23 protein-coding genes and 1 other RNA gene are annotated in these 25,210 nt (G+C 42.4%); 8 read left to right on the forward strand and 16 right to left on the reverse strand.

Features of this window, described 5'->3' with window-relative positions; all coding sequences use genetic code 11:
• Window positions 1-5: 5 nt before the first annotated feature.
• The gene (gene desR, locus MHB62_RS10270) at window positions 6-605 is read left to right on the forward strand and encodes a two-component system response regulator DesR (protein WP_004399356.1); all 600 of its coding nucleotides are present in this window, start codon (window positions 6-8) and stop codon (window positions 603-605) included.
• Between the two features lie 594 nt (window positions 606-1,199).
• Here desR and MHB62_RS10275 read toward each other — a convergent pair.
• The 6 genes from MHB62_RS10275 to MHB62_RS10300 all read right to left on the reverse strand — a co-directional run bounded on the left by MHB62_RS10275 (window position 1,200) and on the right by MHB62_RS10300 (window position 6,325).
• Entirely contained in the window at window positions 1,200-2,063 is an 864-nt protein-coding gene (locus tag MHB62_RS10275) for a LysM peptidoglycan-binding and 3D domain-containing protein (protein ID WP_003231267.1), read from the reverse strand.
• A 247-nt stretch (window positions 2,064-2,310) separates the two neighbouring features.
• Complete coding sequence (gene recQ, locus MHB62_RS10280; RefSeq protein ID WP_032722003.1) at window positions 2,311-4,086, reverse strand: DNA helicase RecQ; 1,776 nt, start codon at window positions 4,084-4,086, stop codon at window positions 2,311-2,313.
• Window positions 4,087-4,227: 141 nt separating this feature from the next.
• Window positions 4,228-4,414: non-coding RNA, 6S RNA (gene ssrS / locus MHB62_RS10285), on the reverse strand.
• 235 nt (window positions 4,415-4,649) lie between these two features.
• Window positions 4,650-5,276, reverse strand: coding sequence for an FMN-dependent NADH-azoreductase AzoJ (azoJ, locus tag MHB62_RS10290; protein ID WP_003231260.1), 627 nt, complete (start codon window positions 5,274-5,276; stop codon window positions 4,650-4,652).
• 150 nt (window positions 5,277-5,426) lie between these two features.
• A complete protein-coding gene (locus MHB62_RS10295; RefSeq protein ID WP_003231259.1) occupies window positions 5,427-5,918 on the reverse strand; it encodes a TraR/DksA family transcriptional regulator in 492 nt (163 codons plus the stop codon).
• Between the two features lie 74 nt (window positions 5,919-5,992).
• A complete protein-coding gene (locus MHB62_RS10300; protein WP_003231257.1) occupies window positions 5,993-6,325 on the reverse strand; it encodes a hypothetical protein in 333 nt (110 codons plus the stop codon).
• A gap of 77 nt (window positions 6,326-6,402) precedes the next feature.
• Between MHB62_RS10300 and MHB62_RS10305 the strand changes: the two genes are divergently transcribed.
• A complete protein-coding gene (locus tag MHB62_RS10305) occupies window positions 6,403-6,630 on the forward strand; it encodes a hypothetical protein (RefSeq protein ID WP_004399329.1) in 228 nt (75 codons plus the stop codon).
• On the opposite strand, the gene yocM is transcribed toward MHB62_RS10305, so the two are convergent.
• Window positions 6,617-7,093, reverse strand: coding sequence for a salt stress-responsive protein YocM (gene yocM, locus MHB62_RS10310; RefSeq protein ID WP_003231255.1), 477 nt, complete (start codon window positions 7,091-7,093; stop codon window positions 6,617-6,619). The two genes, MHB62_RS10305 and yocM, sit on opposite strands and share 14 nt — an antisense overlap.
• Window positions 7,094-7,159: 66 nt before the next feature.
• Between yocM and MHB62_RS10315 the strand changes: the two genes are divergently transcribed.
• Together MHB62_RS10315 and MHB62_RS10320 are read left to right on the forward strand one after the other, a co-directional pair.
• The gene (locus MHB62_RS10315; protein ID WP_004399338.1) at window positions 7,160-7,423 is read left to right on the forward strand and encodes a hypothetical protein; all 264 of its coding nucleotides are present in this window, start codon (window positions 7,160-7,162) and stop codon (window positions 7,421-7,423) included.
• 4 nt (window positions 7,424-7,427) lie between these two features.
• The gene (locus MHB62_RS10320; RefSeq protein WP_003231251.1) at window positions 7,428-7,661 is read left to right on the forward strand and encodes a hypothetical protein; all 234 of its coding nucleotides are present in this window, start codon (window positions 7,428-7,430) and stop codon (window positions 7,659-7,661) included.
• An 85-nt stretch (window positions 7,662-7,746) separates the two neighbouring features.
• On the opposite strand, the gene MHB62_RS10325 is transcribed toward MHB62_RS10320, so the two are convergent.
• A complete protein-coding gene (locus MHB62_RS10325; protein WP_003220141.1) occupies window positions 7,747-8,091 on the reverse strand; it encodes a PH domain-containing protein in 345 nt (114 codons plus the stop codon).
• A 356-nt stretch (window positions 8,092-8,447) separates the two neighbouring features.
• On the reverse strand, window positions 8,448-8,651 hold the full coding sequence (locus tag MHB62_RS10330) for a DUF6501 family protein (RefSeq protein WP_003231245.1): 204 nt from the start codon (window positions 8,649-8,651) through the stop codon (window positions 8,448-8,450).
• 229 nt (window positions 8,652-8,880) lie between these two features.
• Between MHB62_RS10330 and dhaS the strand changes: the two genes are divergently transcribed.
• The 3 genes from dhaS to MHB62_RS10345 all read left to right on the forward strand — a co-directional run bounded on the left by dhaS (window position 8,881) and on the right by MHB62_RS10345 (window position 13,202).
• Window positions 8,881-10,368: an aldehyde dehydrogenase DhaS gene (dhaS, locus tag MHB62_RS10335; RefSeq protein ID WP_004399332.1), complete on the forward strand. Its 1,488-nt coding sequence runs from the start codon at window positions 8,881-8,883 to the stop codon at window positions 10,366-10,368.
• Window positions 10,369-10,468: 100 nt separating this feature from the next.
• Window positions 10,469-12,367: a sporulenol synthase gene (sqhC, locus tag MHB62_RS10340; RefSeq protein ID WP_019712209.1), complete on the forward strand. Its 1,899-nt coding sequence runs from the start codon at window positions 10,469-10,471 to the stop codon at window positions 12,365-12,367.
• Window positions 12,357-13,202, forward strand: coding sequence for a superoxide dismutase (locus MHB62_RS10345; protein ID WP_019712210.1), 846 nt, complete (start codon window positions 12,357-12,359; stop codon window positions 13,200-13,202). Before sqhC ends, MHB62_RS10345 begins: the two co-directional genes overlap by 11 nt.
• Window positions 13,203-13,234: 32 nt before the next feature.
• Here the strand turns inward: MHB62_RS10345 and MHB62_RS10350 are convergent, their stop codons facing one another.
• Window positions 13,235-14,572, reverse strand: a complete 1,338-nt coding sequence (locus tag MHB62_RS10350; protein ID WP_019712211.1) for a sodium-dependent transporter — start codon at window positions 14,570-14,572, stop codon at window positions 13,235-13,237.
• A 218-nt stretch (window positions 14,573-14,790) separates the two neighbouring features.
• On the opposite strand from MHB62_RS10350, the gene MHB62_RS10355 reads away from it, so the two are divergent.
• Entirely contained in the window at window positions 14,791-15,756 is a 966-nt protein-coding gene (locus MHB62_RS10355) for a bile acid:sodium symporter family protein (protein WP_019712212.1), read from the forward strand.
• Between the two features lie 49 nt (window positions 15,757-15,805).
• On the opposite strand, the gene odhB is transcribed toward MHB62_RS10355, so the two are convergent.
• The 6 genes from odhB to cwlS form a co-directional block, all read right to left on the reverse strand.
• The gene (gene odhB / locus MHB62_RS10360) at window positions 15,806-17,059 is read right to left on the reverse strand and encodes a 2-oxoglutarate dehydrogenase complex dihydrolipoyllysine-residue succinyltransferase (protein ID WP_003231234.1); all 1,254 of its coding nucleotides are present in this window, start codon (window positions 17,057-17,059) and stop codon (window positions 15,806-15,808) included.
• A 15-nt stretch (window positions 17,060-17,074) separates the two neighbouring features.
• Window positions 17,075-19,909 carry a 2-oxoglutarate dehydrogenase E1 component gene (gene sucA, locus MHB62_RS10365; protein ID WP_015483337.1) on the reverse strand — a complete coding sequence of 945 codons (2,835 nt, stop codon included), beginning with the start codon at window positions 19,907-19,909 and terminating at the stop codon, window positions 17,075-17,077.
• A gap of 228 nt (window positions 19,910-20,137) precedes the next feature.
• Entirely contained in the window at window positions 20,138-22,054 is a 1,917-nt protein-coding gene (locus tag MHB62_RS10370) for a nitric oxide reductase activation protein NorD (protein ID WP_032722004.1), read from the reverse strand.
• Between the two features lie 10 nt (window positions 22,055-22,064).
• Window positions 22,065-22,979, reverse strand: coding sequence for a MoxR family ATPase (locus tag MHB62_RS10375; protein WP_010886530.1), 915 nt, complete (start codon window positions 22,977-22,979; stop codon window positions 22,065-22,067).
• A 62-nt stretch (window positions 22,980-23,041) separates the two neighbouring features.
• Complete coding sequence (locus MHB62_RS10380) at window positions 23,042-23,632, reverse strand: superoxide dismutase family protein (RefSeq protein ID WP_015251895.1); 591 nt, start codon at window positions 23,630-23,632, stop codon at window positions 23,042-23,044.
• A 92-nt stretch (window positions 23,633-23,724) separates the two neighbouring features.
• Complete coding sequence (cwlS, locus tag MHB62_RS10385) at window positions 23,725-24,969, reverse strand: D-gamma-glutamyl-meso-diaminopimelic acid endopeptidase CwlS (protein ID WP_029318035.1); 1,245 nt, start codon at window positions 24,967-24,969, stop codon at window positions 23,725-23,727.
• Window positions 24,970-25,210 lie beyond the last annotated feature (241 nt).

The raw sequence follows: 25,210 nt of genomic DNA on the forward strand, positions 1-25,210 counted from the left end.
CTTATATGATTAGTATATTTATTGCAGAAGATCAGCAAATGCTGCTGGGCGCTTTAGGATCACTTCTAAACCTCGAAGACGATATGGAAGTCGTAGGCAAAGGTACAACCGGCCAAGATGCTGTTGATTTTGTCAAAAAACGCCAGCCTGATGTATGTATTATGGACATTGAAATGCCCGGAAAAACAGGGCTTGAAGCTGCTGAGGAGCTAAAAGATACAGGCTGCAAAATTATCATCTTAACCACCTTCGCCAGACCCGGTTACTTTCAGAGAGCTATTAAAGCTGGCGTTAAAGGCTATTTGTTAAAAGACAGTCCGAGTGAAGAGCTGGCCAACGCCATCCGTAGCGTCATGAACGGAAAACGCATCTATGCACCTGAACTGATGGAGGACTTATACAGCGAAGCTAACCCTCTTACAGATAGAGAAAAAGAAGTGCTCGAACTTGTGGCTGACGGTAAAAACACAAAAGAAATCGCTCAGGAACTCAGCATCAAAAGCGGGACGGTGCGGAATTATATCTCAATGATTCTAGAAAAGCTTGAAGTGAAAAATCGAATTGAAGCCATTACCCGGTCAAAAGAAAAAGGCTGGTTTAAATAAAAAAGGATCTTGGCATCTGCCAGGATCCTTTTTGTTAACCTGAAATTCCCGTTTGAGAACCTCGTCGCAACCAGAATTAAATTGATCCATATCCTCGCTCCTACGCCCGCTGAACGATTGTTTGGTTAACAGCCCAATAAAAGACTGGATTGAATGATATCCCTGTTAAAATGGTCGGCCATTGCACATCAGCAGAATTTCTGATATTGATTATATTGTATTTTCAGTATGACAAAGTTGTGCCACTTCGCTCCCGAAGCTGCCATGCCCAACTGCAAGAGCCTAATATCACAATAAAAAACCGTCTGAAATCAATCCGATTCCGTAAATGGTATCTGCTACATCCAACTGCTTATTATCTGCCAAAAACACCAGCTCGTTTCGCTGATCAAAGATAGTAACAACCAGCTATAAATGTCATGATGCCGAATGTCTCTGTAATGTGGAATCAATCTTTTAACCCGAGAGCCCCTGAATCGCACATAAAGAAAAACGGGACCACTTTCTTTTATCAGCATATGATATAAACAGCTCTAAGCAGAACAAAAAAAGACACAAGCCAAAAGCTTATGTCTTTTATCACAATCTATATTATTAGTTTAAGACTTTAACACTTACAGTTTTGACGCCCCAATTAGAAGCATCACTTTTACTTGGTACAAATACGTCGATTTTATTTCCTTTAATAGCGCCGCCAGTGTCTGCTGCTGTTGCTTCCCCGTAGCCTTCAACATAGACTTTAGAACCTAGCGGAATTACATTAGGATCAACCGCAATAACTTTCGCGTTCGGGTTCTTATTTAAGTCAATGCCTGTAGCTGTAACGCCGGAAATGCCGCCGTCGTTAGCAGTGTAAGCAGTAGCAGTAACTGTTAGTTCTTTTGAAGCTTCTTGATTATTTGTATTTGATTGAACAGCCTTCTCCTCTGTGTTAACAGAAGTTTCTGCCTCAGCCTTTGTTTCTTGTTTAGGTTGCTGTTGTACAGCTTCTTGTTTAGGTTGCTCTTTTTGCACAGCCTCTTGTTTTGGCGCAGCTTGAGGTGCGTTTGTTTGCGCATTCTCAGTAGCTGTGTTTGCTGCTGTTGCCTGACCTTTTACTGAAAGAGTTGATCCAGCATAGATCATGTCAGAGCTTAAGTTATTCCAAACTTTCAGGTTGTTGACTGTCGTGCCGAATTTTTGAGCAATCTTAGAAAGCGTATCTCCCGCTTTAATTGTATATTGCCCAGTCGTGGTTGTTTCTTCTGAAGAAATGGTCAGTTTTTCTCCTGCAATGATTTTATCAGAAGTTAACTTGTTCCATTCTTTTAAGTCCTTTAGGTTCACTCCATTTTTCTGAGAGATTCCCCAGAGCGTATCACCCTTTTGCACCGTAATTTCTTTTGCAGAAGCGTGAGCTCCGAATGCAGTTGTTGAAAGTGCAGCAACTGCCACAAAGGACATAATCGTCTTCTTCATAAGTAAATCCTCCCTTGTTAGCTTTTTATTGGCGGCTAACAGGTGATATCGTAACACACGTAAATGTCAAATCAATAACAAAAAGATATGATTTAGATTACAGTTCCTTTACATGAAGGATTTCTCTCTGATGGAAAGACTTGCTGAACCCTTGATATAATAGGCTTCGCAGGTCTTTTTATTTTGAGGCGAAACAGAGAAAATAAAATGTGTTTTTTATAGAAAAAAAGATTGTTTTTCTGTTTTTTTAGTCTGTCATCCTTGCATAAGCTTGTATTTCTTGTAAAAAAAGCCGGCCGTATTTTGCTCTTTTTTGTTCTCCGACTCCTTTTATAGACAAAAGTTCATCATCATTTACGGGCTGTTTTCCTGACATTTCTTTTAACGTTTGGTCAGAGAAAACAACAAATGGCGGAACACCCTGCTCAGCCGCAATTTCTTTCCGAACCATGCGCAATCGTTCAAATAGCTCGTCATTTTCAGTAATCGCTGCCGCTTTTAACGCTTCTTTTCTCGCTACTGATAATTCTCCTTTCAGCACATTCCTTCCTTTACTGCTGACAAAAAGAGTCGGAAACGTTCCGTCTGACATCCTGATGAAGTCGTCAGAAATAAGAAATTCGATAAAATCACTGATTTCGCCAACGGATTGGTGTTTTAATATCCCGTATGTTGAAAGGTCGGAAAAGCCGTTTTCAAGAACTTTTTTATTTTTGGAGCCGGAAAGCACCTGTGCAACCATCGTCTTGCCAAACCGTTCTTTCATGCGAATGATACAGGATAAGACCATTTGCGCCTCCCGCGTCACGTCATGGGCCGCCCTTGTATCGGTACAGTTTCCGCACTGTCCGCACGCATCAGGCTCCTTTTCTCCGAAATACATAAGGATAAAACGCTGCAGACAATCTTCCGTATGACAGTAGTCGACCATTTGTCTCAGTTTTTTTAAATCCTGCTTTTGTTTCTCTTCATGTTCTGATTGCTCAATTAAGAAGCGCTGCACCATAATATCCTGCGGTGAAAACAGGAGAACACATTCACTGGCAAGACCGTCCCGTCCAGCTCTTCCTGCCTCTTGATAATAGCTTTCCATATCTTTCGGAATTTGTGCATGCAGAACAAATCTGATATTTGATTTATCAATACCCATTCCAAAAGCAGAGGTTGCCACCATCACTTGAAGCTCATCATTAAGAAACCTTTCCTGCTGCTCTTTTCTCTCATCATCAGCCATACCTCCATGATACCGGCCTGCCCTGACCTGATTTCGTTTCAATCTCTCATATATCCGATCAGCTTCTTTTCTGGTCGCTGTATAGACAATTCCTGCTTCATGCCTGTTGTTTTGCACATATTCGTCTATAAACCGATCTTTATTTTCTCCTTTTACTACTTTAAAGGTTAAATTCTCTCGGGAAAATCCGGTATATACCGTGTTTTCTTTTTGAATATGCAGCTGTTTGCAAATATCATCATGAACCTCGGGTGTGGCTGTTGCTGTTAACGCCATGATAACAGGCTTGTCGTGTAATTCACGGAACAAGATTTCAATATTCCTGTAGCTTGGCCTGAAATCATGGCCCCATTGAGAAATACAGTGCGCCTCGTCTATTGCGACCAAAGGAACATCTATGCCCTGCAAAATCCGTATAAACTCTGTGGACGTTAGTCGCTCTGGTGTAATGTAAAAAAGCTTATAAGCTCCTTCTTTGAGTCCGTTCAGCCTCTCATATATTTCCTGATTGGATTGTGTGCTGTTAATGTAGGCGGCGTTAATCCCCGCTTCTTCTAACGCATCAACTTGATCCTTCATCAAGGAAATCAACGGTGAAATGACGATCGTCGTCCCTTCAAACATTAATGCCGGAATCTGATAGCAAATCGATTTGCCGCCTCCCGTCGGCATAATGCAGGCCGTATTTTGCCTCGCTTCCGTCACCAAGCGGATCGCTTCATCTTGGCCGCTCCGAAACTTCTCATAACCAAAATAATGAGCCAGAAGGGATTGGGCTCTATGTAACATAACGTGTAAACCTCGCTTTTCCTTGAATTTCTCCCATCATATCATAAAAAAGCGGCCTTCATTTCTTTCACACAAAAATGGAATATTCACTATACCAAACCTTTTTAGATAAAATAAAAAGCCATTTCCGAAAAGGAAATGGCTTTCGCTACGTCTTGCCGTATGCAAGTAAGAAAGTTTTAAACCACCACTCCTCAAAGTGGGTGTTTGCAGAAACGTTCCTGTCGTCCTCTGCAATGGAGGCATGACATTCCGGCTTCGATATAAAACTCCCTATTACAGCTTAAAGGTTAAAACTTAATTAACAATACGCACAAAGTAGCTTCTTTAATATAGTACACCATCAGGCGGTTTTAATCAAGAGGTCTGAACAATTGTTTAGAAAAACTTTTTCCAGTGAATAAAACTGTTTTTTCTCCAAAATACCTGACAATTCGACAAACAAAAAATATATTACAATAAAAAAATAGCCTTTATTGCTAAAAGCGAATGATTATTTTCTTCTATATTAATGTGTATATACAAAAAGACTCCTATTTGTAACGATAGGAGTCTTGGCTTTATTAGAATTTTGCAGCAAGATCTTTTGCTTCTTGTAAACCTTTTTCAACGATTTCTTGCGCTTGATCAGGTGCTGCGTTATGTCCTTCGATGACAACTGTGTGCAAGTCTTGAACACCCCAGAAACCAAGAACTGTTTTCATGAAGTTTAATGACATTTCAAGTGCAGCCATTGGTCCTTCTGAGTAGACACCGCCGCGAGCGTTAAGAAGCGCAACTTTTTTGCCGCCCATTAAACCGACTGGTCCTTCTTGTGTGTATTTGAATGTAACGCCTGCGCGAGACAAATAATCAACATAAGTATGAAGCACTGCTGGCACTGTGAAGTTCCAAAGCGGGAATGCGAAAACAACTTTGTCAGCTTTTACAAACTGGTTCAGATATTTGTCAGCAATTGCTGCTTGTTTTTTCTCATCTTCTGTCATTTCCATTCCTTGACCTGCTTTAAATGTTCCGTTAATCATATCTCTGCCAAGGTAAGGAAGGTTTTCCTTATGAAGATCTAATTCAACCACTTCATCATTAGGGTTGTTTTCTTTATAAGCAGCTAAGAAAGCTTCGTAAAGTTTAGTTGAAACGCCTTCTTCAGCTGTACGGTCGCTTGATTTTACAAATAAAACTGTAGACATTTGTATTCCTCCCGGTAAACTTTTTATATTTACTTACAAATAGTATGTTACTTTCTTTTTTACGCGAAGTCAATCACTTTATTTTGAATATGAGATTTTTTTTCAAAAAAAAGCAAGTACATCTAATATCGGTGTACTTGCTTGGCATTTTTACTTCGAATCTTGTTCACGATCCAAGATTTCATACGTCTGCGAGCTTTTTTGATCAATTGTTTCTTTGTTGGATAAGTCTTTTACCTGTTCATGAAACTCTCTTTCATAAGAAGGAGCATCTGTCTCCAGATCATCCTCCACATCAGCTTGAGCCTCAACTGTCATTCTTGCATAAGGAACAGCTTCAAGTCTTTCGTAAGGAATCTCTTGGCCGGTTTTTTCACACACGCCGTAAGTTCCGTCTTTCATCTTTTGTAATGCACGGTTGACCTCCTCTAACAGCTCCCGGTCAATCTCTTTCACTGTTTGGTCTGTCATCCGGTCTGTGACGAGCGTCCCGTGGTCTGCCATATGGTTGTCAACCCCATTGGAAAGCTCCCCCACTTCTTCCGTCATTGATTCTGTTTCCTTTTTCTCGCCAGACAATTCTTTTTGCATATCGAGCAATTTATGATAGAGATGCTGTGTTTGTTCTTTTGTCAGTGCCATGTATATCCTCTCCTTTCTATCCTGTTTCCCGTTTTGCCTTCTGTCAAACATGGAAACATCGATGGAAAGATGAGCTACTGCCTTTTTGAACGGATCGTGACCGCTGGCGTCGATGGTGCTTCGGGTTTTCGTTGGCACTTTTTGTCCTTCTCTTCTGGCGGTATATAATAGGTTGCGCCTATATTTAATCTGCCGCTCAGTTCATCAATGGTCAGCTCGCCGAATTCAAGATGATAGTCAACTTTTTCGACATTCAGCGTTTCAATATGTATATAGGTTTCTTCAGACTCTTGTTTGCTGCTTTGTTTTTGTTTCTCAATCACTGAGAGTCTTTCTTCACATTCACGCAGTTTGTCAAGTTCTGGTTTCAAGCAATGCCTGATCAGCGACCGGAACATTTTTTTCATGACATCACGACCCTTTGCATACTCCTCTTTCGTCTACATATATAATGAGGTATATCCCATAGAAAGGAGAGGTTTTCATGCTTCCGACTAACATCAATATTTCTCATCTCAAGACTAACTCGATAGGCACCGGCTCATCCCTTACCTTTGGTTCTGCGGAGTTAAGGAACAGGTGCTCTGCTATCAAAAGAAATAACGGTTTTGGGGAACAAAATGCAGATGGTATTGTTATGGTCATTCCGATTGAATCAATTGATGACCGTGATGTGTCAGATGCACTCAGTATGAAAATCAATCATCAATAACAATGGTTTTCGCTTGACCTTCGTCTTTTTGAATAGTGATGTATAGGATTCCGTCTTTAAAAATGGCATTCATCTTTCCATGAAGATGATCGGAAAGCGGAATTTTCTTTTCAAAACTTCCGTATTTCCCTTCTTTTTGGCGAAAGTCCTGTTCATTAAAATAGGAAAAGCGCTGCCCCTTCACCACTAAATAATCTCCGTACGATAATATGTGAACGTCTTGTTTACGGTAGCCTGGAAGATAAATTAAAAACTGCACTTCCGCAACGGTATCTACAATATCCATGCTCGGAAATGAAGCATCTCCTTTCCCTCGCTGATCTTGCTGCGCAAACGGAAACGGAGATTGGCCATTTGTCATAAAAGGGGTTTTTTGGTCTTCATCAAATACCTGTTTCCAAAAGTCACCGCCGTACATCTGCTGTGCGAATTCCATCCACTGCTTCATCTTTTCGAAATCCATTTGAAGCCCCCTGTCTTAACATACTTTATAACCGCCAGCATACAACTATAGAAAGGAGGTTTGCCTGTGGTTCAACCAACTCCGTATATCAATATTAATATTTTCATGCTGAAAATTAATTCCTTTGAAAATGCTTCAGCGGTTAACGTAGGACAAAATTTATTGGCAGAATGGCAAAATTCAGATAAAAAAAATCAAGGCTACGGACAGAATTTTGGAGATGCGAGCGGATTTATGGGCACGAGAAGCCATGTGGATGACAGAGACCAAATTGATTCTCCGGCCTCTTTTGAAAGTGAAGCGGTTAACTCCTCAATCAAAAGGAAGTGATGAGATGTTCTTTTCACCCTCCGTCGTAAATGTCGGCGGATTTAAAATCAATACGATGGATCGAGGTTCCTCTTTAACACTCGGTCCGTATCAGCAGGTCGATTACTTTTTATCAGCTAAAATAAATCAAGGGTTTGGAGAAGAAAATGGCGACTTTACTCCTCTTGTCGTGCCGATTTCAAATGTATTAGATGCAGATCTTGTTGATTCGAACTCAGCGAAAAACAGTGTGGTGTAATAAGAACAGGGCGCACATGCCCTGTTCTTGTTTTTATATATAAAAAAAGCCTAACCATTTTTTGAACGGCTGGCTCATCAAATATTCAGCTGCACAAATGCTTTGTCAGCACCGCCTGAACCTCGCTTAAATCGGTGTCTTTCGCAAATTCTAATTCGAAAGTTTTGCTTCTTGTCATCAATAAAAGCCCAGTGTCCGGATCAAACATTCCCGCTTCTTGGATGGCAAAGCTTTCAATTGTTTTATATGGAAGAAATACACGAACCTTCTTTTTAGAAAACATTTTATTGTCAAAGAAAATGATCCGCTTATTTGTAAAGCAAATTTGGTCCACTCGGAGCTTATAAATCGATTCTATTCTTTCCCCTTCAACGAGCAAAGCCTCAAGCTTCTTTGCGTCCGTTGATCTGCTAACAGAAAAAATACCCAATGAAGAACCCCTCTTTCTGCATTTATCTATTTGTTTTATCATTCACTACATAAAAATAAGTCCTTTATCCCTATATAAGAATACGACATAGAAGACATTTAAACCATTACGAACAGATTACATTTTTCAAATTTTTGATTTGTTTTTTGGCTTTTAAGCTGTTGTCATCAAGTAATACGCACATATAGAGAAAAAAGTTTCAATATTCAGCAATGTTTTTATAAAAAAGTGGTTTTTAATGATTTTTTTAATTTTGTTTTATATTTCCTGTTTTAACCACAAAAAAACCGCAGCTGAGCTGCGGTTTTATGTATCGACTGCTTTTAACAAAATCTGTTTGATGCTTCAAGGAAGCATTACATCTCTTCGAAGTATTCTTTATAATAGCCGCCGACTTTATTCGTATTGTCGACCACAAAGAGAAACTCCTCTGTTTCATTTTTTACTTCATATTCTTTTCCCGGCGTTAAAACGCGGTTTACGATATATTTTTTTGCGTTTGTCTGCACACACTTTACTTTTTTAATGGTTTCTTTTTCAAGCCAATTTTTATGAATCATGATGAAATCTCCTTTTCTTATCTATAAGCTTATTGTAGCTTTTTTCTTTTGTAAATTGCAATATCGGTTATTCATTGATTTTGCCTTGATTTCTATTATAGAATGTTTGTATACGCTTACGTTTGAAGCAACTATCACAGCTTATTTCTGCTATTCAATCCAGGAATCAATGTGCTATCACCAAGAATCTCAGAACAGACCATAAAAAATGACTGGAGGTTTGTTACGGATGAGTTCTTTAACGATGCAAGTGACGAAAAGGCTGGAGACATTTTTACAGGGAACAAAGAAGCTTTATATTGACGGAAAGTTTGTTCCGAGTGCCTCAGGGGCAACCTTTGACACTCCAAACCCGGCGACCGGCGAAACCTTGATGACGCTGTATGAAGCCCAGGCTGCGGATGTGGACAAAGCTGTTAAAGCTGCCCGGAAAGCCTTTGACCAAGGTGAATGGAGAACAATGTCTCCAGCTTCGAGAAGCAGACTGATGTATAAGCTGGCAGACTTAATGGAAGAGCATAAAACTGAGCTTGCTCAGCTTGAAACACTTGATAATGGGAAACCGATCAATGAAACGACTAATGGAGATATTCCGCTGGCTATTGAGCATATGCGCTATTACGCCGGCTGGTGTACAAAAATAACAGGACAGACGATTCCGGTTTCCGGCGCTTATTTTAATTATACGCGTCATGAGCCTGTCGGTGTCGTCGGCCAGATCATTCCATGGAATTTCCCGCTCCTGATGGCGATGTGGAAAATGGGCGCGGCACTTGCAACAGGCTGTACAATCGTCCTCAAACCGGCTGAACAAACACCGCTTTCAGCTCTTTATTTGGCAGAATTAATTGACCAAGCCGGTTTCCCTGCCGGTGTAATCAACATCATCCCAGGATTCGGTGAAGATGCGGGAGAAGCGCTGACGAACCACGAAGCGGTTGATAAAATTGCCTTTACCGGTTCCACTGAAATCGGAAAGAAAATCATGTCCACCGCAGCGAAAAGCATTAAGCGTGTGACATTGGAGCTGGGCGGAAAATCGCCTAATATTCTTCTGCCGGATGCGAATTTAAAAAAAGCCATCCCGGGCGCTTTAAACGGTGTGATGTTTAACCAGGGCCAAGTCTGCTGTGCGGGCTCACGTGTCTTCATTCATAAAGACCAATATGATGAAGTTGTTGATGAAATGGCATCCTATGCTGAGTCACTCCGCCAAGGAGCGGGACTTCATAAAGATACTCAAATCGGGCCTCTCGTAAGCAAGGAACAGCATGAGCGCGTTCTTTCCTATATTCAAAAAGGAAAAGATGAAGGAGCAAAAGCAGTGACCGGCGGAAGCTGTCCTTTTGAAGCAGGATATTTTGTCGCACCGACTGTGTTTGCGAATGTTGAAGACGAAATGACCATCGCAAAAGAAGAAATTTTCGGACCCGTGCTGACTGCAATTCCGTACGAAACAGTCGATGAAGTTATTGAACGGGCAAACCATTCAGAATATGGGCTTGCAGCCGGACTATGGACAGAGAACGTCAAGCAGGCTCACTATATCGCGGACCGACTTCAAGCCGGAACCGTTTGGGTCAACTGCTATAATGTGTTTGACGCGGCGTCTCCATTTGGCGGTTATAAACAGTCAGGACTCGGACGAGAAATGGGATCATATGCCTTGGATAATTACACAGAAGTCAAAAGTGTATGGGTAAACCTTGAAGACTAACATGTATGTTTAAAAAACTGCTGCCTGCCAGCAGTTTTTTTCTTTCTGTAATGGCAGTAAAAGACGCTGAATATATATGCTTCTGAAGGAGTTGAGCGTGATGGGCACACTTCAGGAGAAAGTGAGGCGTTTTCAAAAGAAAACCATTACCGAGTTAAGAGACAGGCAAAATGCTGATGGTTCATGGACATTTTGCTTTGAAGGACCAATCATGACAAATTCCTTTTTTATTTTGCTCCTTACCTCACTAGATGAAGGCGAAAATGAAAAAGAACTGATATCATCCCTTGCAGCCGGCATTCATGCAAAACAGCAGCCAGACGGCACATTTATCAACTATCCCGATGAAACGCGCGGAAATCTAACGGCTACCGTCCAAGGATATGTCGGGATGCTGGCTTCAGGATGTTTTCACAGAACTGAGCCGCACATGAAGAAAGCTGAACAATTTATCATCTCACATGGCGGTTTGAGACATGTTCATTTTATGACAAAATGGATGCTTGCCGCGAACGGGCTTTATCCTTGGCCTGCTTTGTATTTACCATTATCACTCATGGCGCTCCCCCCAACATTGCCGATTCATTTCTATCAGTTCAGCTCATATGCCCGTATTCATTTTGCTCCTATGGCTGTAACACTCAATCAGCGATTTGTCCTTATTAACCGCAATATTTCATCTCTTCACCATCTCGATCCGCACATGACAAAAAATCCTTTCACTTGGCTTCGGTCTGATGCTTTCGAAGAAAGAGATCTCACGTCTATTTTGTTACATTGGAAACGCGTTTTTCATGCACCATTTGCTTTTCAGCAGCTGGGCCTACAGACAGCTAAAACGTATATGCTGGACCGGATTGAAAAAGATGGAACATTATACAGCTATGCGAGCGCAACCATATATATGGTTTACAGCCTTCTGTCACTTGGTGTGTCACGCTATTCTCCTATTATCAGGAGGGCGATTACCGGCATTAAATCACTGGTGACTAAATGCAACGGGATTCCTTATCTGGAAAACTCTACTTCAACTGTTTGGGATACAGCTTTAATAAGCTATGCCCTTCAAAAAAATGGTGTGACCGAAACGGATGGCTCTGTTACAAAAGCAGCCGACTTTTTGCTAGAACGCCAGCATACCAAAATAGCAGATTGGTCTGTCAAAAATCCAAATTCAGTTCCTGGCGGCTGGGGGTTTTCAAACATTAATACAAATAACCCTGACTGTGACGACACTACAGCCGTTTTAAAGGCGATTCCCCGCAATCATTCTCCTGCAGCATGGGAGCGGGGGGTATCTTGGCTTTTATCGATGCAAAACAATGACGGCGGATTTTCTGCTTTCGAAAAAAATGTGAACCATCCACTGATCCGCCTTCTGCCGCTTGAATCCGCCGAGGACGCTGCAGTTGACCCTTCAACCGCCGACCTCACCGGACGTGTACTGCACTTTTTAGGCGAGAAAGTTGGCTTCACAGAAAAACATCAACATATTCAACGCGCAGTGAAGTGGCTTTTCGAACATCAGGAACAAAATGGGTCTTGGTACGGCAGATGGGGTGTTTGCTACATTTACGGCACTTGGGCTGCTCTTACTGGTATGCATGCATGCGGGGTTGACCGAAAGCATCTCGGTATACAAAAGGCTCTGCGTTGGCTCAAATCCATACAAAATAATGACGGAAGCTGGGGAGAATCCTGCAAAAGCGCCGAAATCAAAACATATGTACCGCTTCATAGAGGAACCATTGTACAAACGGCCTGGGCTTTAGACGCTTTGCTCACATATGAAAATTCCGAACACCCGTCAGTTGTGAAAGGCATGCAATACCTTACCGACAGCAATTCGCATAGCTTCGATAGCCTCGCGTATCCAGCAGGGATCGGATTGCCGAAGCAATTTTATATTCGCTATCACAGTTATCCATATGTATTCTCTTTGCTGGCTGTCGGGAAGTATTTAGATTCTATTGAAAAGGAGACAGCAAATGAAACGTGAATCTTATCAAGCGGAGATGTTCAATTGGTGTGAAGCCCTGAAAGATCAGATTCAAAAGCGAGGTCAGCTTGACCAGTTTGAAGATCAAATCGACAAGATGATTGAGGCTCTGGAAGATGACCAAACAACAGAAGAAGATTGGTATAAACAGGCCGCTGCCCTTTATCGGGATATAACAGAATCAGATGATACAAGTGAAAGACGCGCTTATGTCCCTATAGGGAAACACGTGCTGCCAAAGCTTCCCTACAAATACTCCGCCTTAGAACCTTATATTTCACGCGATATTATGGTCCTTCATCATACAAAACATCATCAAAGCTATGTCGATGGCCTGAACAAAGCAGAATCAGAGCTTAAAAAAGCGAGAGCGACAAAGAATTATGACTTAATCACTCATTGGGAAAGAGAGCTTGCGTTCCATGGAGCAGGCCATTATTTGCATAGTATTTTTTGGTTTTCTATGCATCCAAACGGAAAACGGCGTCCTACAGGGGCATTGTTCCAAATGATAGACCTTTCATTTGGAAGCTATTCCGCTTTTAAAGAACATTTTACCCAAGCCGCTAAAAAAGTGGAAGGCGTCGGCTGGGCCATTCTGGTCTGGGCACCTCGATCAGGACGGCTGGAGATTTTAACGGCAGAAAAACACCAGCTCTTAAGCCAATGGGATGTAATCCCCCTTTTACCGCTTGACGTATGGGAGCATGCCTACTATTTGCAATACAAAAATGACCGGGCCAGCTATGTCGATCACTGGTGGAATGTCGTGGATTGGCGCGAGGCTGAAAAACGTTTTGAGCAGGCAAAAGAAGTCGTTTGGAAGCTCTATTAAAAAAAGCCCCCTTTCCCCGGGGGCTCCGTGTTTTAAAAAATCCCTACCACATGCAAAAACACGATGATGATGGCAACAGGAGATAGATATCGAATGAGCAGCAGCCAAACCGCAAACCACTTTCGTTTGAGATTGGAACCGCTTTTCAGCTCGTCAAACAAATCCTGTTTCGGTATTTTAAGCGGGACAAAAATCGAAATCAGTAACGCACCTAACGGCATTAAAATATTGCTCACAAGATAGTCGGCCGCATCAAAAATAGACAGATGAAATATAGTGACGTCACTTAAGACACCGTATGATAATGCAGACGGCACACCGACAATAAAAATAGCAATTCCGCCTAACCAAGCGAATCGTTTTCTCTTATTGACATCGCCTTTCGAAAGTACTGCGACCAAAATTTCCAGCATTGAAAAAGCAGATGTCAATGCAGCAAATAAAAATAGAAGTAAAAATGCTAATAAAAAGATAATTCCGAACGGCATTTGATTAAACACAGTCGGCAGCACGTTAAATAACAGAACCGGGCCTTGGTCTGGTTTGAGGCCGAATGAAAAGACAGCTGGAAAAATCGCAATTCCGGCCATTACAGCAACAAGCATGTTCATAACAGTTACAGATACAGCGGACTGTACCAGATTTTCCTGTTTCTCTAAATAAGCGCTATACGTTACCATGACAGATACACCGACACTTAATAAGAAAAAGGATTGTCCCATTGCATATAAAATGGTATTGGCATCAATTGCAGTTAAATCAGGCATCAGGAAAAATTTAATTCCTTCCATCGCGCCATCAAGTGTAACCGAACGCACCATTAAAATGATGAATAATAGAAAAAGCGCTGGCATTAATACTTGGCTTGCTTTTTCAATTCCGCTGCTTACCCCTTTTGCAACAACTAAAATTGTTACCACCATAAAGAGCAGCTGGCCTCCTACAGCCAAATAAGGATTTGAAATGGTACTTGCAAATATCGTATCAAAACCAGATGTTTGCGATAAACCGCCAGTGAAGCCTTTTATAATATAAATTAAAATCCATCCGCCTACGACACTGTAGAAAGATAGAAGAATAAAGCACGTCACCATGCCTAAATAACCGATCCAATGCCACTTCGTTCCTGGAGCAAGTGTTTTATAGGACTGAACGGCATCTTTCTGTGTTCTTCTGCCTATGATGAATTCACCTAACAATAAAGGCAGTCCGATTAAAACCGTAAATAAAATAAAAATAAGTAAAAATGCGCCTCCGCCGCTGGTTCCGGCAACATATGGGAATTTCCATATCGCACCAAGCCCGATAGCTGATCCTGCCGCGGCTAAAATAAAGCCGAGCTTCGAAGACCATTGATTTGATTCCTTCACCGTATCACTCCTATTTGATCTAACCATTATAAAGGTTCATTGTAAGAATATCTTCCTATATAGTCAAGAACATTTTGATTAGTTTACATCATATATCTATAGACATCTGCCAAAAACTAATATTGAATTATTCAGAAAATTATTTATAATAAGAGAATGTTATGAAATTTGTAAGAATTTCTGCTGAAGTTCTTGATAAGTGTGTTAGGAGTGTTTTTATGGACATCATTAGAAAAATAAGTCATTTTGCAGGACAAACCTTTGGCATATGGGTCATTGTTTTTGCAGTGCTGGGATTTTCTTTCCCATCTTTATTTACGTGGATCAGTTCTTATATTACGATTTTTCTTGGCATTATCATGTTTGGGATGGGCCTTACACTGCAAGCCGATGATTTCAAAGAGCTGGTCAGAAAGCCTTGGCAAGTTATTATTGGAGTAATAGCTCAGTATACGATCATGCCGCTCGTTGCTTTCGGCCTCGCATTTGGGCTGCATCTTCCAGCTGAAATCGCAGTTGGTGTTATTCTTGTCGGCTGCTGTCCCGGGGGAACTGCATCTAATGTTATGACATTCTTAGCAAAAGGAAATACTGCCCTTTCTGTTGCGGTTACAACCATTTCTACCTTATTGGCACCTGTTGTAACACCGTTGTTGATTATGCTGTTTGCCAAAGAATGGCTTCCTGTCTCGCCGGGGTCTTTGTTTATCTCAATCTTACAGGCGGTTTTATTTCCGATCATTGCAGGTCTGATTGTCAAAATGTTTTTCAGAAAACAAGTGGCAAAAGCCGTACATGCCCTTCCGCTTGTTTCTGTCATTGGCATCGTTGCGATTGTCTCAGCTGTCGTCAGCGGCAATCGGGAAAATCTGCTTCAATCGGGGTTGCTCATTTTTTCAGTTGTTATCCTGCATAACGGTATCGGTTATTTACTTGGGTTTCTTTGTGCAAAGCTTTTAAAAATGGATTACCCGTCTCAAAAAGCGATCGCAATCGAAGTCGGCATGCAAAACTCCGGACTTGGGGCTGCACTTGCCACGGCTCATTTCTCACCGCTATCTGCCGTACCAAGCGCAATATTCAGTGTGTGGCATAACCTTTCAGGTTCTATGCTTGCAACATATTGGTCAAAAAAAGTGAAAAAGAAACAAGCTGGATCCAAAAGCACCAATCTATCACTTTAAATATGCATCAAAAAAGGTACATCACTTTATCGTGATGTACCCTTTTTTATTATCCTTCTAATAAAAGCTGTTCAGGATCTTCCAGTAATTTTTTGATTGTCACGAGGAAACCAACCGCTTCTTTACCGTCTACAATTCGGTGATCATAAGATAAAGCGATATACATCATCGGACGGTTTTCGAAACGCTCTTCATCAATGGCTACAGGGCGCAGCTGAATCTTATGCATGCCCAGTATACCGACTTGCGGGCTGTTTAAAATTGGAGTTGACATCAATGAACCGAAAGTCCCTCCGTTTGTAATCGTGAAGGAGCCTCCCTGAAGCTCGCTAAGGGTTAATTTATTGTTTCTTGCTTTTTTCGCAAGCTCGCCGATCTCTTTTTCGATTCCTGCAAATGTCAGGCGATCCGCATCCCGCACAACCGGAACGACAAGACCTTCATCAGCAGCAACAGCGATTCCGATATCATAGAATTTCTTAACGATCAACTCATCGCCCTGAATTTCCGCATTCAACAGCGGATATTTTTTCAATGCAGCCACGACCGCTTTCGTGAAGAAAGACATAAAGCCGAGCTTCACTTCGTTTTGCTCAAAGAATTGATCTTTGCGGCGTTTTCTGAGATTCATAACAGCCGTCATGTCCACTTCATTAAATGTAGTCAGCATCGCCGATGTTTGCTGCACCTCTACAAGGCGTTTTGCAATCGTTTGTCTGCGGCGTGACATTTTTTGCACTTCGACAGGTTTATCAAAGCTTTGCTGTGCTTTTGGAGCCTGAGGCTGCTGCTTTTGCTGAGGAGCCGGTTTTGATGCCGGTTTTTCGTACGCTTCGACATCCTGCTTGCGCACTCTTCCAAGCGGATCTCCAGTTGGAACTTGAGACAGGTCAATTCCTTTTTCTCTCGCCAGCTTACGGGCCGACGGAGAAGCGATCGTTCTTGATTTTGCTTCAGATTGTGCTTCCTCGCTCACCTCTTGTGCAGCTGGTTCAGCCTGTTTCTCTTCTTTTACGCTTTCCTTGCTTTCTGCTTTCTCTGTAGGAGCAGGGGCAGAACTTTCACCCGCGCCTTCTGAAATCGTACCGATAATTTCTCCGACCTGGACGGTATCACCCGAATCTTTCAATACCTCTTGAAGTACACCCGATTCTTCTGCTGTCAATTCAACATTCACTTTATCCGTTTCTAGTTCAAGCAGATATTCACCCTGTTCTACATAGTCACCAGGCTGCTTTAACCATTGGGCTATTGTTCCTTCTGAGATTGATTCTGCTAATTCAGGTACCTTAATTTCCGCCATTTTTTCATTTCCCCCTTAGTTTTTGCGAGTCAAGCTATCAGATACAATACGTTCCTGTTCTTTTTTATGAACTGTCGGATCTCCCTCTGCAGGGCTGGATCGTCTTCTGCGTCCAATATATTGAACGCTTACTCCCTCTGGTGCAATCTCTGTCAAATACGGGCTGATATAACCCCAAGCCCCCATGTTCTGCGGCTCTTCCTGCACCCAAACGATTTCTTTCAGGTTCGGAAGTTTTGCAAATAACTCTTTGACTCCTTTTGCCGGGAATGGATACAGCTGTTCAATTCTCGCAATGTGAAGCCACTCTTTACCGTCTTCTAACTTATTAAAATGATCACTGATGTCTATAGACACTTTACCGCTGGATAATACAAGTCTGGTTACTTTTTCATAGTCATGAGAAAGTCCCGACTGTTCATAAACAGGCTGGAAGCGGCTTTCGCTGAGCTCCTGCACTTCCGACACCGTATTTGGGTTGCGAAGAAGGCTCTTCGGCGTCATAATGACGAGCGGTCTGATTTCTTCACGAAGCAGCATTTTAGCCTGTCTTCTTAAAATATGGAAATACTGTGCCGCGCTTGTCAGGTTGGCAACCGTCCAGTTGTTTTCCGCTGCAAGCTGCAGGAATCGCTCGATTCTTCCGCTTGAGTGCTCAGGCCCCTGTCCCTCGTAACCGTGCGGGAGCAGCATGACTAATCCGGATTTTTGGCCCCATTTCGCGCGTCCGGCAGAAATAAATTGGTCAAAATACACTTGAGCAGCGTTGGCAAAATCTCCGTACTGTGCTTCCCACAAAACAAGCGTTTCCGGTGAATGCACGTTATAGCCGTATTCAAAACCGAGAACCGATCCTTCAGACAGCGGGCTGTTATGAACAGCAAATGATGTGCTGCAGTCAGATAAGTGATGAAGCGGCACAAATTCTTTGCCCGTCTCACTGTCATGAAGCACAAGGTTTCTTTGGGCGAACGTTCCGCGCTCGGAATCCTGTCCGGTTAAACGAATCGGTGTTCCGTCTTTCAAAATTGAAGCAAACGCGAGTGATTCTGCCAAAGACCATTCCACTTTTCTGTCATCATCGAACGCCTTGGCGCGTCTTTCTAAAATGCGCTTTAGCTTGCCGAAAACATTAAATGACTCCGGCCAGTTGATCAATTCGCCATTCAACTTGCGGAGCACATCAAAATCAATCGAAGTGTCCACATCTGGGAAACCGTTTGATACAGGCTCTGGAAGTTCAATTTCACAAGCAGTGTGTTCCTTTTTAGACGGAACTTTCTGATATGCATCCTCAATGCGCTTCGTTACCGATTTTTCGATGTTTTGAACGACTTCCTCGGTAAGCACGCCTTCTTTTACCAGCTTTTCAGCGAAAATTTGTTTGACGGTCGGATGCTTTCTGACAGCATCATACAGCATTGGCTGAGTGGTTGACGGTTCATCCATTTCGTTGTGTCCATAGCGTCTATACCCGATCAAATCAATCAGAAAATCCTTGTTGAATGTTTTTCGGTATTCGACCGCAAACTTAACAGCTGAGAGACAAGCTTCAGGATCGTCCGCATTCACGTGAACAATCGGAATTTCATAACCCTTGGCCAGGTCGCTGGCATATTTTGTCGATCTGGATTCAGCGCTTTCTGTTGTGAATCCGATCATGTTATTGGCGATAATATGAATCGCACCGCCTACTTGATACCCTTTTAAAGAGCTTAAATTCAATGTTTCAGCTACAATTCCTTCCCCAGGGAATGCAGCGTCTCCATGGATTAAAATGGCCAGCGATTTTGTTTCATCTTGTACCGGGTATCCGCTTTGTGTTCGCGTTTCCTGTGCTGCTCTTGTGCTGCCTTCAACAATCGGATTGATAAATTCCAAGTGGCTCGGGTTGTTCGCTAACGTAATGCGCGCTGATTTTGTTTCAGCGTCTTGAAGCTCCCGATTCGCCCCCAAATGGTATTTGACATCCCCTGTCCATCCGTAGCTGATTCCAATGGATCCCTCAGACGGGACAAGATCTTTATTCGGCGCATGCTGGAATTCAGAGAAGATGATTTCATACGGTTTGCCGAGCACATGTGCCAAGACATTCAGGCGTCCCCTGTGCGCCATCCCGATGTTGACACTTGTCGTGCCTGATTTGACAGATTGTGCAATAATGTCATCAAGCACTGGAACAAGAGCGTCCAGACCCTCAATGGAAAAGCGCTTCTGCCCGACGAATGTGCGGTGCAAAAACTGCTCAAAGCCCTCTACTTCTGTCAATCTTTCCAGCACAGCTGACAGCTTTTCAGCTGAGTTCTTCTGGAACAGCTCGCCAGATTCAATCTTTCTTGTCAGCCACTCGCGCTCTTTGAAGTCATGCACATGGTCAAATTCAAAAGAGATGGTTCTTTTATACGTATTTCGTAAATACTGAATGGCTTCTAAACCGTTCGTAATGTTTTTAGGAGCGTCTTTGCAGATGACAGACGCAGGTATTGCTTTTATTTCCTCTTCTGTTAGCCCGTAATCGGATAATGGAAAAAGTTCGCTCTTTTTCTCATCCTTTCTGAGCGGATTGACGGAAGCGTTCAAATGGCCATAGGTTCGGATATCTTCTGCAAGTCTGACTGCGGATGCGATCTTTTGAATCAGATCGGCTGTAACACGTCCCTTTTCTTTTGTTCCCGAGGCCTCTTTTATATCGCTTGGCGGAGCACCGAGCTCGTCGAACATTTCCTTCAAATCCGGGTCAATGCTGTTCGGATCCTGGGTATACTGATCGTAAAGCTCCAGCGCATAGCCGAGGTTCGGACCGTAAAAATCTTCCCAATTCATTCGTTGTTTCATACTATTTTGAAACATTTGAATATTACCCCCAACTTAAATAATCAAGTGATTGATTCACTATCTTGAAATAACTTTCGAACGCTGTGTCCAAAATTATGTAATAAAAACGCTTCCAACGATATTTTACCACTGTTTGCAATTTGATTCTACCTTGATTGTTCACAAAATAGTAAAAAACCTTTATAAAAAACAAAAAATTTAATCATTCGAAAAAACAAACGCCAAAAAGCATAGGATTAAGGGCTATCCTATGCTTTTATGAAGCAGTTTTTTCAGCAGCGGATACAAAACATCCGGTAGCTGATCAACATCCGGGACAAATATTCTGAATTTTCCGTACATATCCTGGATCGTCTTCATTTGCGATTCTTCTATTTCTGAGTTGGAGAGAAAAACATTTATCACTTCTATTCCTCTTTTTCGGGCTTCGATAACCGCCTCACTTGTATCGACGATCCCATTTTGTTCATAGCCAAATGCGGCCGGCTCTCCATCTGAGAAAACAATTAAGAACTTTTGCGCCTCGCTGCGATGCAGCATTTTTTTCGTCATCTGCCTAATTGCGTACCCGTCACGGTTATCTTCTTCTGGCTCAAGCTGCATAATGGCCGGTCCAGACTCTTGTCTTAATGATGATTGGAAGGGAATAACCGTATTGAAATAGTTTGGCTGGCTTGTTTCGGTTGCATCATTTGTGTCCTCCCAGAACCCGACAATCTGATGCGGAACCGCTACCGATTTCAGCGCTTCGTGAAACAACACGATTCCTCGTTTTGTTTCGTCCATTTTGTCGAACATGCTGGCTGAACAATCGACCAGCAATGTAAAAACTGCATCGATTTCTGAAGATGGTTCTTGCTTTTTGTAGAACAGGCGCGGATTTCGCTCAGTGAAGTAGCGAAGAAGCTTATTGTTCAGTCTCCCGGCATGAAGGTCTGTTCTCGGCAATGTTTTTTTATGTTCAAGCGTTTTTTGAATCATTTGTTTCAAACGCTTTTGATACGATTCAATCGTTTTTGCCTGCTGTTTATAAGAAAGCTCTTCTTCACTGGTTGCCGGCTGCGGTTCTTTATAAATTGGAAATGCATATTTATTTTCTTTGCCGTCAGCCATACCCGCTCCGTTCGGCTGGTCTTTTTGAGACTCCAGCGCTTCCAGCTTGGAATAGTCTTTCCGTTTCGTTTGTCTGGCTGATCCTTGAACAGAGCCAAGGGCCTGATCTCCATCGTCGCCTTCCCTTGAAGCATCTTTTCCTAAATCTGATTTTGCGCCGTGTTCAATATCAAATTGAAGGAAGCTTTTAGACGGTGCTTCTGTTTCCCTGTGCCATGTCGGCATTTCTTCTTCATGGATATCCTCATCACCGTCTGATTGTTTTGGAAGCGTGACGTCATCACTCAGCTTCGGCGCTTTTTTCTCTTCTTCAAATAAAGGCTGTTCTGCAGCTTTTGCGTAGTCAAGCTCAGGCAAAAAGAAGTAGGTGTTCAACATGTCTTTATCGAGCACCTCTTCAAGTCCGTCCATGAGGTCCTCAACAATTTTCAGAACCTGCCATGTCGAATCTGCTTCATACACACGCAAGAGCTGCTGCTCAATAAACGGGCGCATCAGATCGATATCTTCACGCATGGACGGAAGAGTCTCAAGCGGCGATTCCGCTGTGAGCTTGACATAGATCGCGCAAAAGAGCGCATCGGTAAAAATGCTTCGTTCCAAATTTAAGGTCAGCTGGGTTGAGAAATGTTTTCTGTACATGTCTTTTCGCTTCGCAAATACATGTTTCGTACCCGGACGCTCACGTTTGATGCATTCTTCGATCCTAATGTCTTCAAGCAGCATAAAGAGCTGCTTGGCAAAACTTTTAAAGGTAAGATGACGATGGATATCATTCAAAAAGTTCGCAAACTCATGCAGCGAGCTATATCTTGTTCCGACTGAACGCAGGTAGACGTCGCTTTTCAGACCCGCTTCCATGTCCTGAGCTGCCCTGTCTTTCCAAAAGTGGCTCATATAGATTTTCTTTTCAAATGGATTGTAATAGGACTGAACGCCATACTCCACTTCTACCGCTTCACTCTTGGTGAGTGTTTTGGCCAAATCAGTCAGCATCATAAATAAAAATGAATCAATCGTGCTGTCGTTAAATTTGATAAATTTCATCGCAGCCCCCTCATTCAAACAGAGTTTCTGCAATATTTCGGACAGCCGCTTTTTCCCGATCATCATCAAGCTTTTCTACAATTCCCCGCTCAATGGCACGACGCGGCGGAATATAAGCAGCTAAATCACATGTATCGATTAAAGCTCTGATGGATGCCGCTTCTTCAGACACCTGTCCGTTATTGGCCTGAACGATCAAGTCAGAGGAAAGCGTGATAAATCTGTCAATCAATTTCTCGTCTTTCAAGGCTGACTGAGACATGAGCACTTGTTTCAGCAGCTCGCCTTTAATATAAGGCACATCAATGATGACAAAACGGTTTTTCAACGCTTCATTCAGAGGAACAGTTCCGACATAGCCTTCATTGATGGCTGCAATGACTCCGAAACCGCTTTTAGCCCGTATGACCTCGCCTGTAAACGGATTTGTCATCATTTTTCTGTAATCTAATACACCGTTTAAAATAGGCAGTGTTTCCGGCTTCGCCATATTGATTTCATCTATATAAAGAAAATGGCCTTCCTTCATTGCCTTTGTAACAGGTCCTGAAACAAACTCGATTGTCGCCTGGCCAGATTGATTTTCAATCGTTTTATAACCGACCAATGCCTCAGCGTCCAAGTCGACTGAACAGTTGACGCTGTGCATCGGTTTATGAAAATAGCTGGACAATGTTTCTGCCAACTTTGTTTTTCCTGAACCTGTAGGCCCTTTCAGCAGGACATTTTTCCCCATGGCTAATGCAATAATGGCGTCAAATAAAATGGCTTCATCCTCCGCCTCATAGCCTGATGTTCCTATAAGCGATTGAAACTCTGGGGAAATAGGCTGCTCTTTATATGATAAAAGCTTTTGTTGTATATCTTCCGGCAATGTTAAGTGCTGTAGTTGTGTTGTCATAGACAGATTCCCTTTCCTATTCATATTCCTTAACGAGTATACTAAAAAAGCCCCTGTATGCTCAATACAAAAGGGCTTGGATGATATTACTGCTTCTCGTTATTTCCCAAAAGGGCTCCGCAGACAATACGCGCACCGGAATTGCCGCTTGGGTTTGTCAGATAATCGTCCGCTTGTTCATGAATAATAAATGCACTTCCGTCCTCGTCGAGAATATTTAGTTTACTTCCTTTTTTCAGTGAAGTGTCAGGCGCATTCATTATGACATCTACCTTTCCATCAGCACCGACTTCAAGGTTCGGCAGATCTCCGGCATGATGCCCCATCGGATTATTGAAGCCGTGTTCTTTGTTCAGTGGATTAAAGGGACCGCCCGCTGATTCAAAATCCGGCCTGACACAAGAACCTTTCTCATAAATATGAAAACCGAGAGAAGCACCTGGACGCAGGCTGTTTGCGGAAATATGAATATCGAGGCCTTCATCATCTGATTCTTTGATCTCTATAAAGCCGACTGCTTTCCCTTCACGATTGACCAACTGGACATGATGACCAAACGCTGACGTTTCAACCACTTTTTTTTCCGGCACCCGGTTAGGAGGGTCTGGAGGTTTTTTTTGTCCGCATCCGGCAACTCCCAGTGCCGTCAGCATCATCAACAGCAAGAGACGGTACATACTGTCTCCCCCTTGTTTTTTCTAACAGTGTGGTCAATCATTGTCTGGTATAAACAAAAAAGCCTATAAAAGGCTTTTTGTCATACTCATTTTTAAAAATAACTTCTTGCGCCCAAGTACCGCTGTTTCCAATACGAATTGCTGAGATTGGAAATGTCGACGCCCGATGAGCTTGCATGAATAAAATCACCGCCGCCTAGATAAATCCCCATGTGAGACGGGCCGGATTTATATGTGGTAAAGAAGACAAAGTCTCCTACTGACGGCTGGCTGACCTTCTGCATGACATTCCAATATCCTGCCGTACTCAATCTTGATATAGATGATACATTATTAATGAGGTAATAAATGAAGCCGCTGCAATCAAAACCGGCAGGCGTGTTTCCGCCCCATCGGTAAGGCACTCCGACATATTTTTTCGCTTCCGTGATCATTCTGTCAATCTTCGAGCCTATTTGAATGTTTGACCCTGAGTTATCTTTTGGCTTTGTTGGCTTTGTCGGATTTGAAGGATTAGATTTTGATGCTCCCGAAATAGTCAGAACCTGCCCGATTTGCAGCACATCAGATGATAAATTATTCTTATCACGGATGCTTTGGACAGTGACTCCGAGCCGATTTGCAATTTTCCACAGCGAATCGCCTGCTTTTACCTTGTACGTCGTTGTTTTTGAGGGATTGGAGTTTGACGGCTTTTTTGAACCGCTGTTTCCGCTCTTCGGTGAGCTGCTTCCTTTTATTTTGAGCACCTGTTTAGGGTAAAGTGTATCTGATGTTAAGCCATTTAAGGTTTTTAATTCGGCTACAGTCATATTTAAGCTGTTTGCGATTTTCCACAGTGAGTCACCAAGCTTAACCGTATATGTACTTTTTGAAGAACCTGAAGAATTGGAACCGCTGTTTTTCTTTGATCCATTTGATCCGCTTGAACGGCTTGTCCCTTTGATCTTAAGCTTTTGCCCCGGACGAATCAGGTCACTGCTCAGGCTGTTTAAGCTTTTAAGCTCAGAAACACTCATTTTATGATTTTTAGCAATCATCCATAGGGAATCACCATATGCAACTGTGTATGTTGACGTTTTGCTTGAATTAGATGGGGATGTCGTGCTTTTTTTGCTGGTTTCAGGAACCTTAAGACTTTGTCCGACATAAAGCATCGTTGATTTCAATTTGTTTTCGGATTTCAGAGCTGATATTGTCGTATCATACTGGCGGGAAAGTTTCCAAAGAGAGTCACCGCTTTTTACTTTTATCGTTTTTGCTTCCGCGGGTGCTGCGGCCATCGACGACCCAACAACTGCAGAAACAGCCAAGCCGGCTACAATCTTCTTTTTCATTCATTCAACCTCCTAAACTGTTTTTTTGCAAAAACAGCTAGTGTTTTGTTTCCAAAAATGGCACACAACTGTTTTATCGTCAATTTTTCAGCAAGTTAAACCCTTTTCAAACATTTGGCAGCATTTTCAGCATCGTTCGACCTTTAAACCTTCAAATAAACATCTAACATTTTACATAAGCACGATATGTTTTTCGAAAGTCTAAGGAACTATTTAAGTGAGGGTAAAAATGATGGTTTTC

Source organism: Bacillus sp. FSL K6-0255 (assembly GCF_045040725.1).
Lineage (GTDB): Bacteria > Bacillota > Bacilli > Bacillales > Bacillaceae > Bacillus > Bacillus subtilis.

Bases quoted from the DNA above. Each gene is read 5' to 3' on its own strand.
- yocM (WP_003231255.1), bottom strand. From the start codon at position 7,093: ATGGATTTCGAAAAGATGAAGCAGTGGATGGAATTCGCACAGCAGATG.
- MHB62_RS10375 (WP_010886530.1), bottom strand. From the start codon at position 22,979: ATGAATAGGAAAGGGAATCTGTCTATGACAACACAACTACAGCACTTA.
- MHB62_RS10295 (WP_003231259.1), bottom strand. From the start codon at position 5,918: ATGGCACTGACAAAAGAACAAACACAGCATCTCTATCATAAATTGCTC.
- MHB62_RS10380 (WP_015251895.1), bottom strand. From the start codon at position 23,632: ATGTACCGTCTCTTGCTGTTGATGATGCTGACGGCACTGGGAGTTGCC.
- MHB62_RS10275 (WP_003231267.1), bottom strand. From the start codon at position 2,063: ATGAAGAAGACGATTATGTCCTTTGTGGCAGTTGCTGCACTTTCAACA.
- sucA (WP_015483337.1), bottom strand. From the start codon at position 19,909: ATGTTTCAAAATAGTATGAAACAACGAATGAATTGGGAAGATTTTTAC.
- MHB62_RS10345 (WP_019712210.1), top strand. From the start codon at position 12,357: ATGAAACGTGAATCTTATCAAGCGGAGATGTTCAATTGGTGTGAAGCC.
- MHB62_RS10355 (WP_019712212.1), top strand. From the start codon at position 14,791: ATGGACATCATTAGAAAAATAAGTCATTTTGCAGGACAAACCTTTGGC.
- odhB (WP_003231234.1), bottom strand. From the start codon at position 17,059: ATGGCGGAAATTAAGGTACCTGAATTAGCAGAATCAATCTCAGAAGGA.
- MHB62_RS10370 (WP_032722004.1), bottom strand. From the start codon at position 22,054: ATGAAATTTATCAAATTTAACGACAGCACGATTGATTCATTTTTATTT.
- cwlS (WP_029318035.1), bottom strand. From the start codon at position 24,969: ATGAAAAAGAAGATTGTAGCCGGCTTGGCTGTTTCTGCAGTTGTTGGG.
- desR (WP_004399356.1), top strand. From the start codon at position 6: ATGATTAGTATATTTATTGCAGAAGATCAGCAAATGCTGCTGGGCGCT.
- sqhC (WP_019712209.1), top strand. From the start codon at position 10,469: ATGGGCACACTTCAGGAGAAAGTGAGGCGTTTTCAAAAGAAAACCATT.
- MHB62_RS10320 (WP_003231251.1), top strand. From the start codon at position 7,428: ATGTTCTTTTCACCCTCCGTCGTAAATGTCGGCGGATTTAAAATCAAT.
- MHB62_RS10300 (WP_003231257.1), bottom strand. From the start codon at position 6,325: ATGAAAAAAATGTTCCGGTCGCTGATCAGGCATTGCTTGAAACCAGAA.
- azoJ (WP_003231260.1), bottom strand. From the start codon at position 5,276: ATGTCTACAGTTTTATTTGTAAAATCAAGCGACCGTACAGCTGAAGAA.
- MHB62_RS10305 (WP_004399329.1), top strand. From the start codon at position 6,403: ATGCTTCCGACTAACATCAATATTTCTCATCTCAAGACTAACTCGATA.
- recQ (WP_032722003.1), bottom strand. From the start codon at position 4,086: ATGTTACATAGAGCCCAATCCCTTCTGGCTCATTATTTTGGTTATGAG.
- dhaS (WP_004399332.1), top strand. From the start codon at position 8,881: ATGAGTTCTTTAACGATGCAAGTGACGAAAAGGCTGGAGACATTTTTA.
- MHB62_RS10330 (WP_003231245.1), bottom strand. From the start codon at position 8,651: ATGATTCATAAAAATTGGCTTGAAAAAGAAACCATTAAAAAAGTAAAG.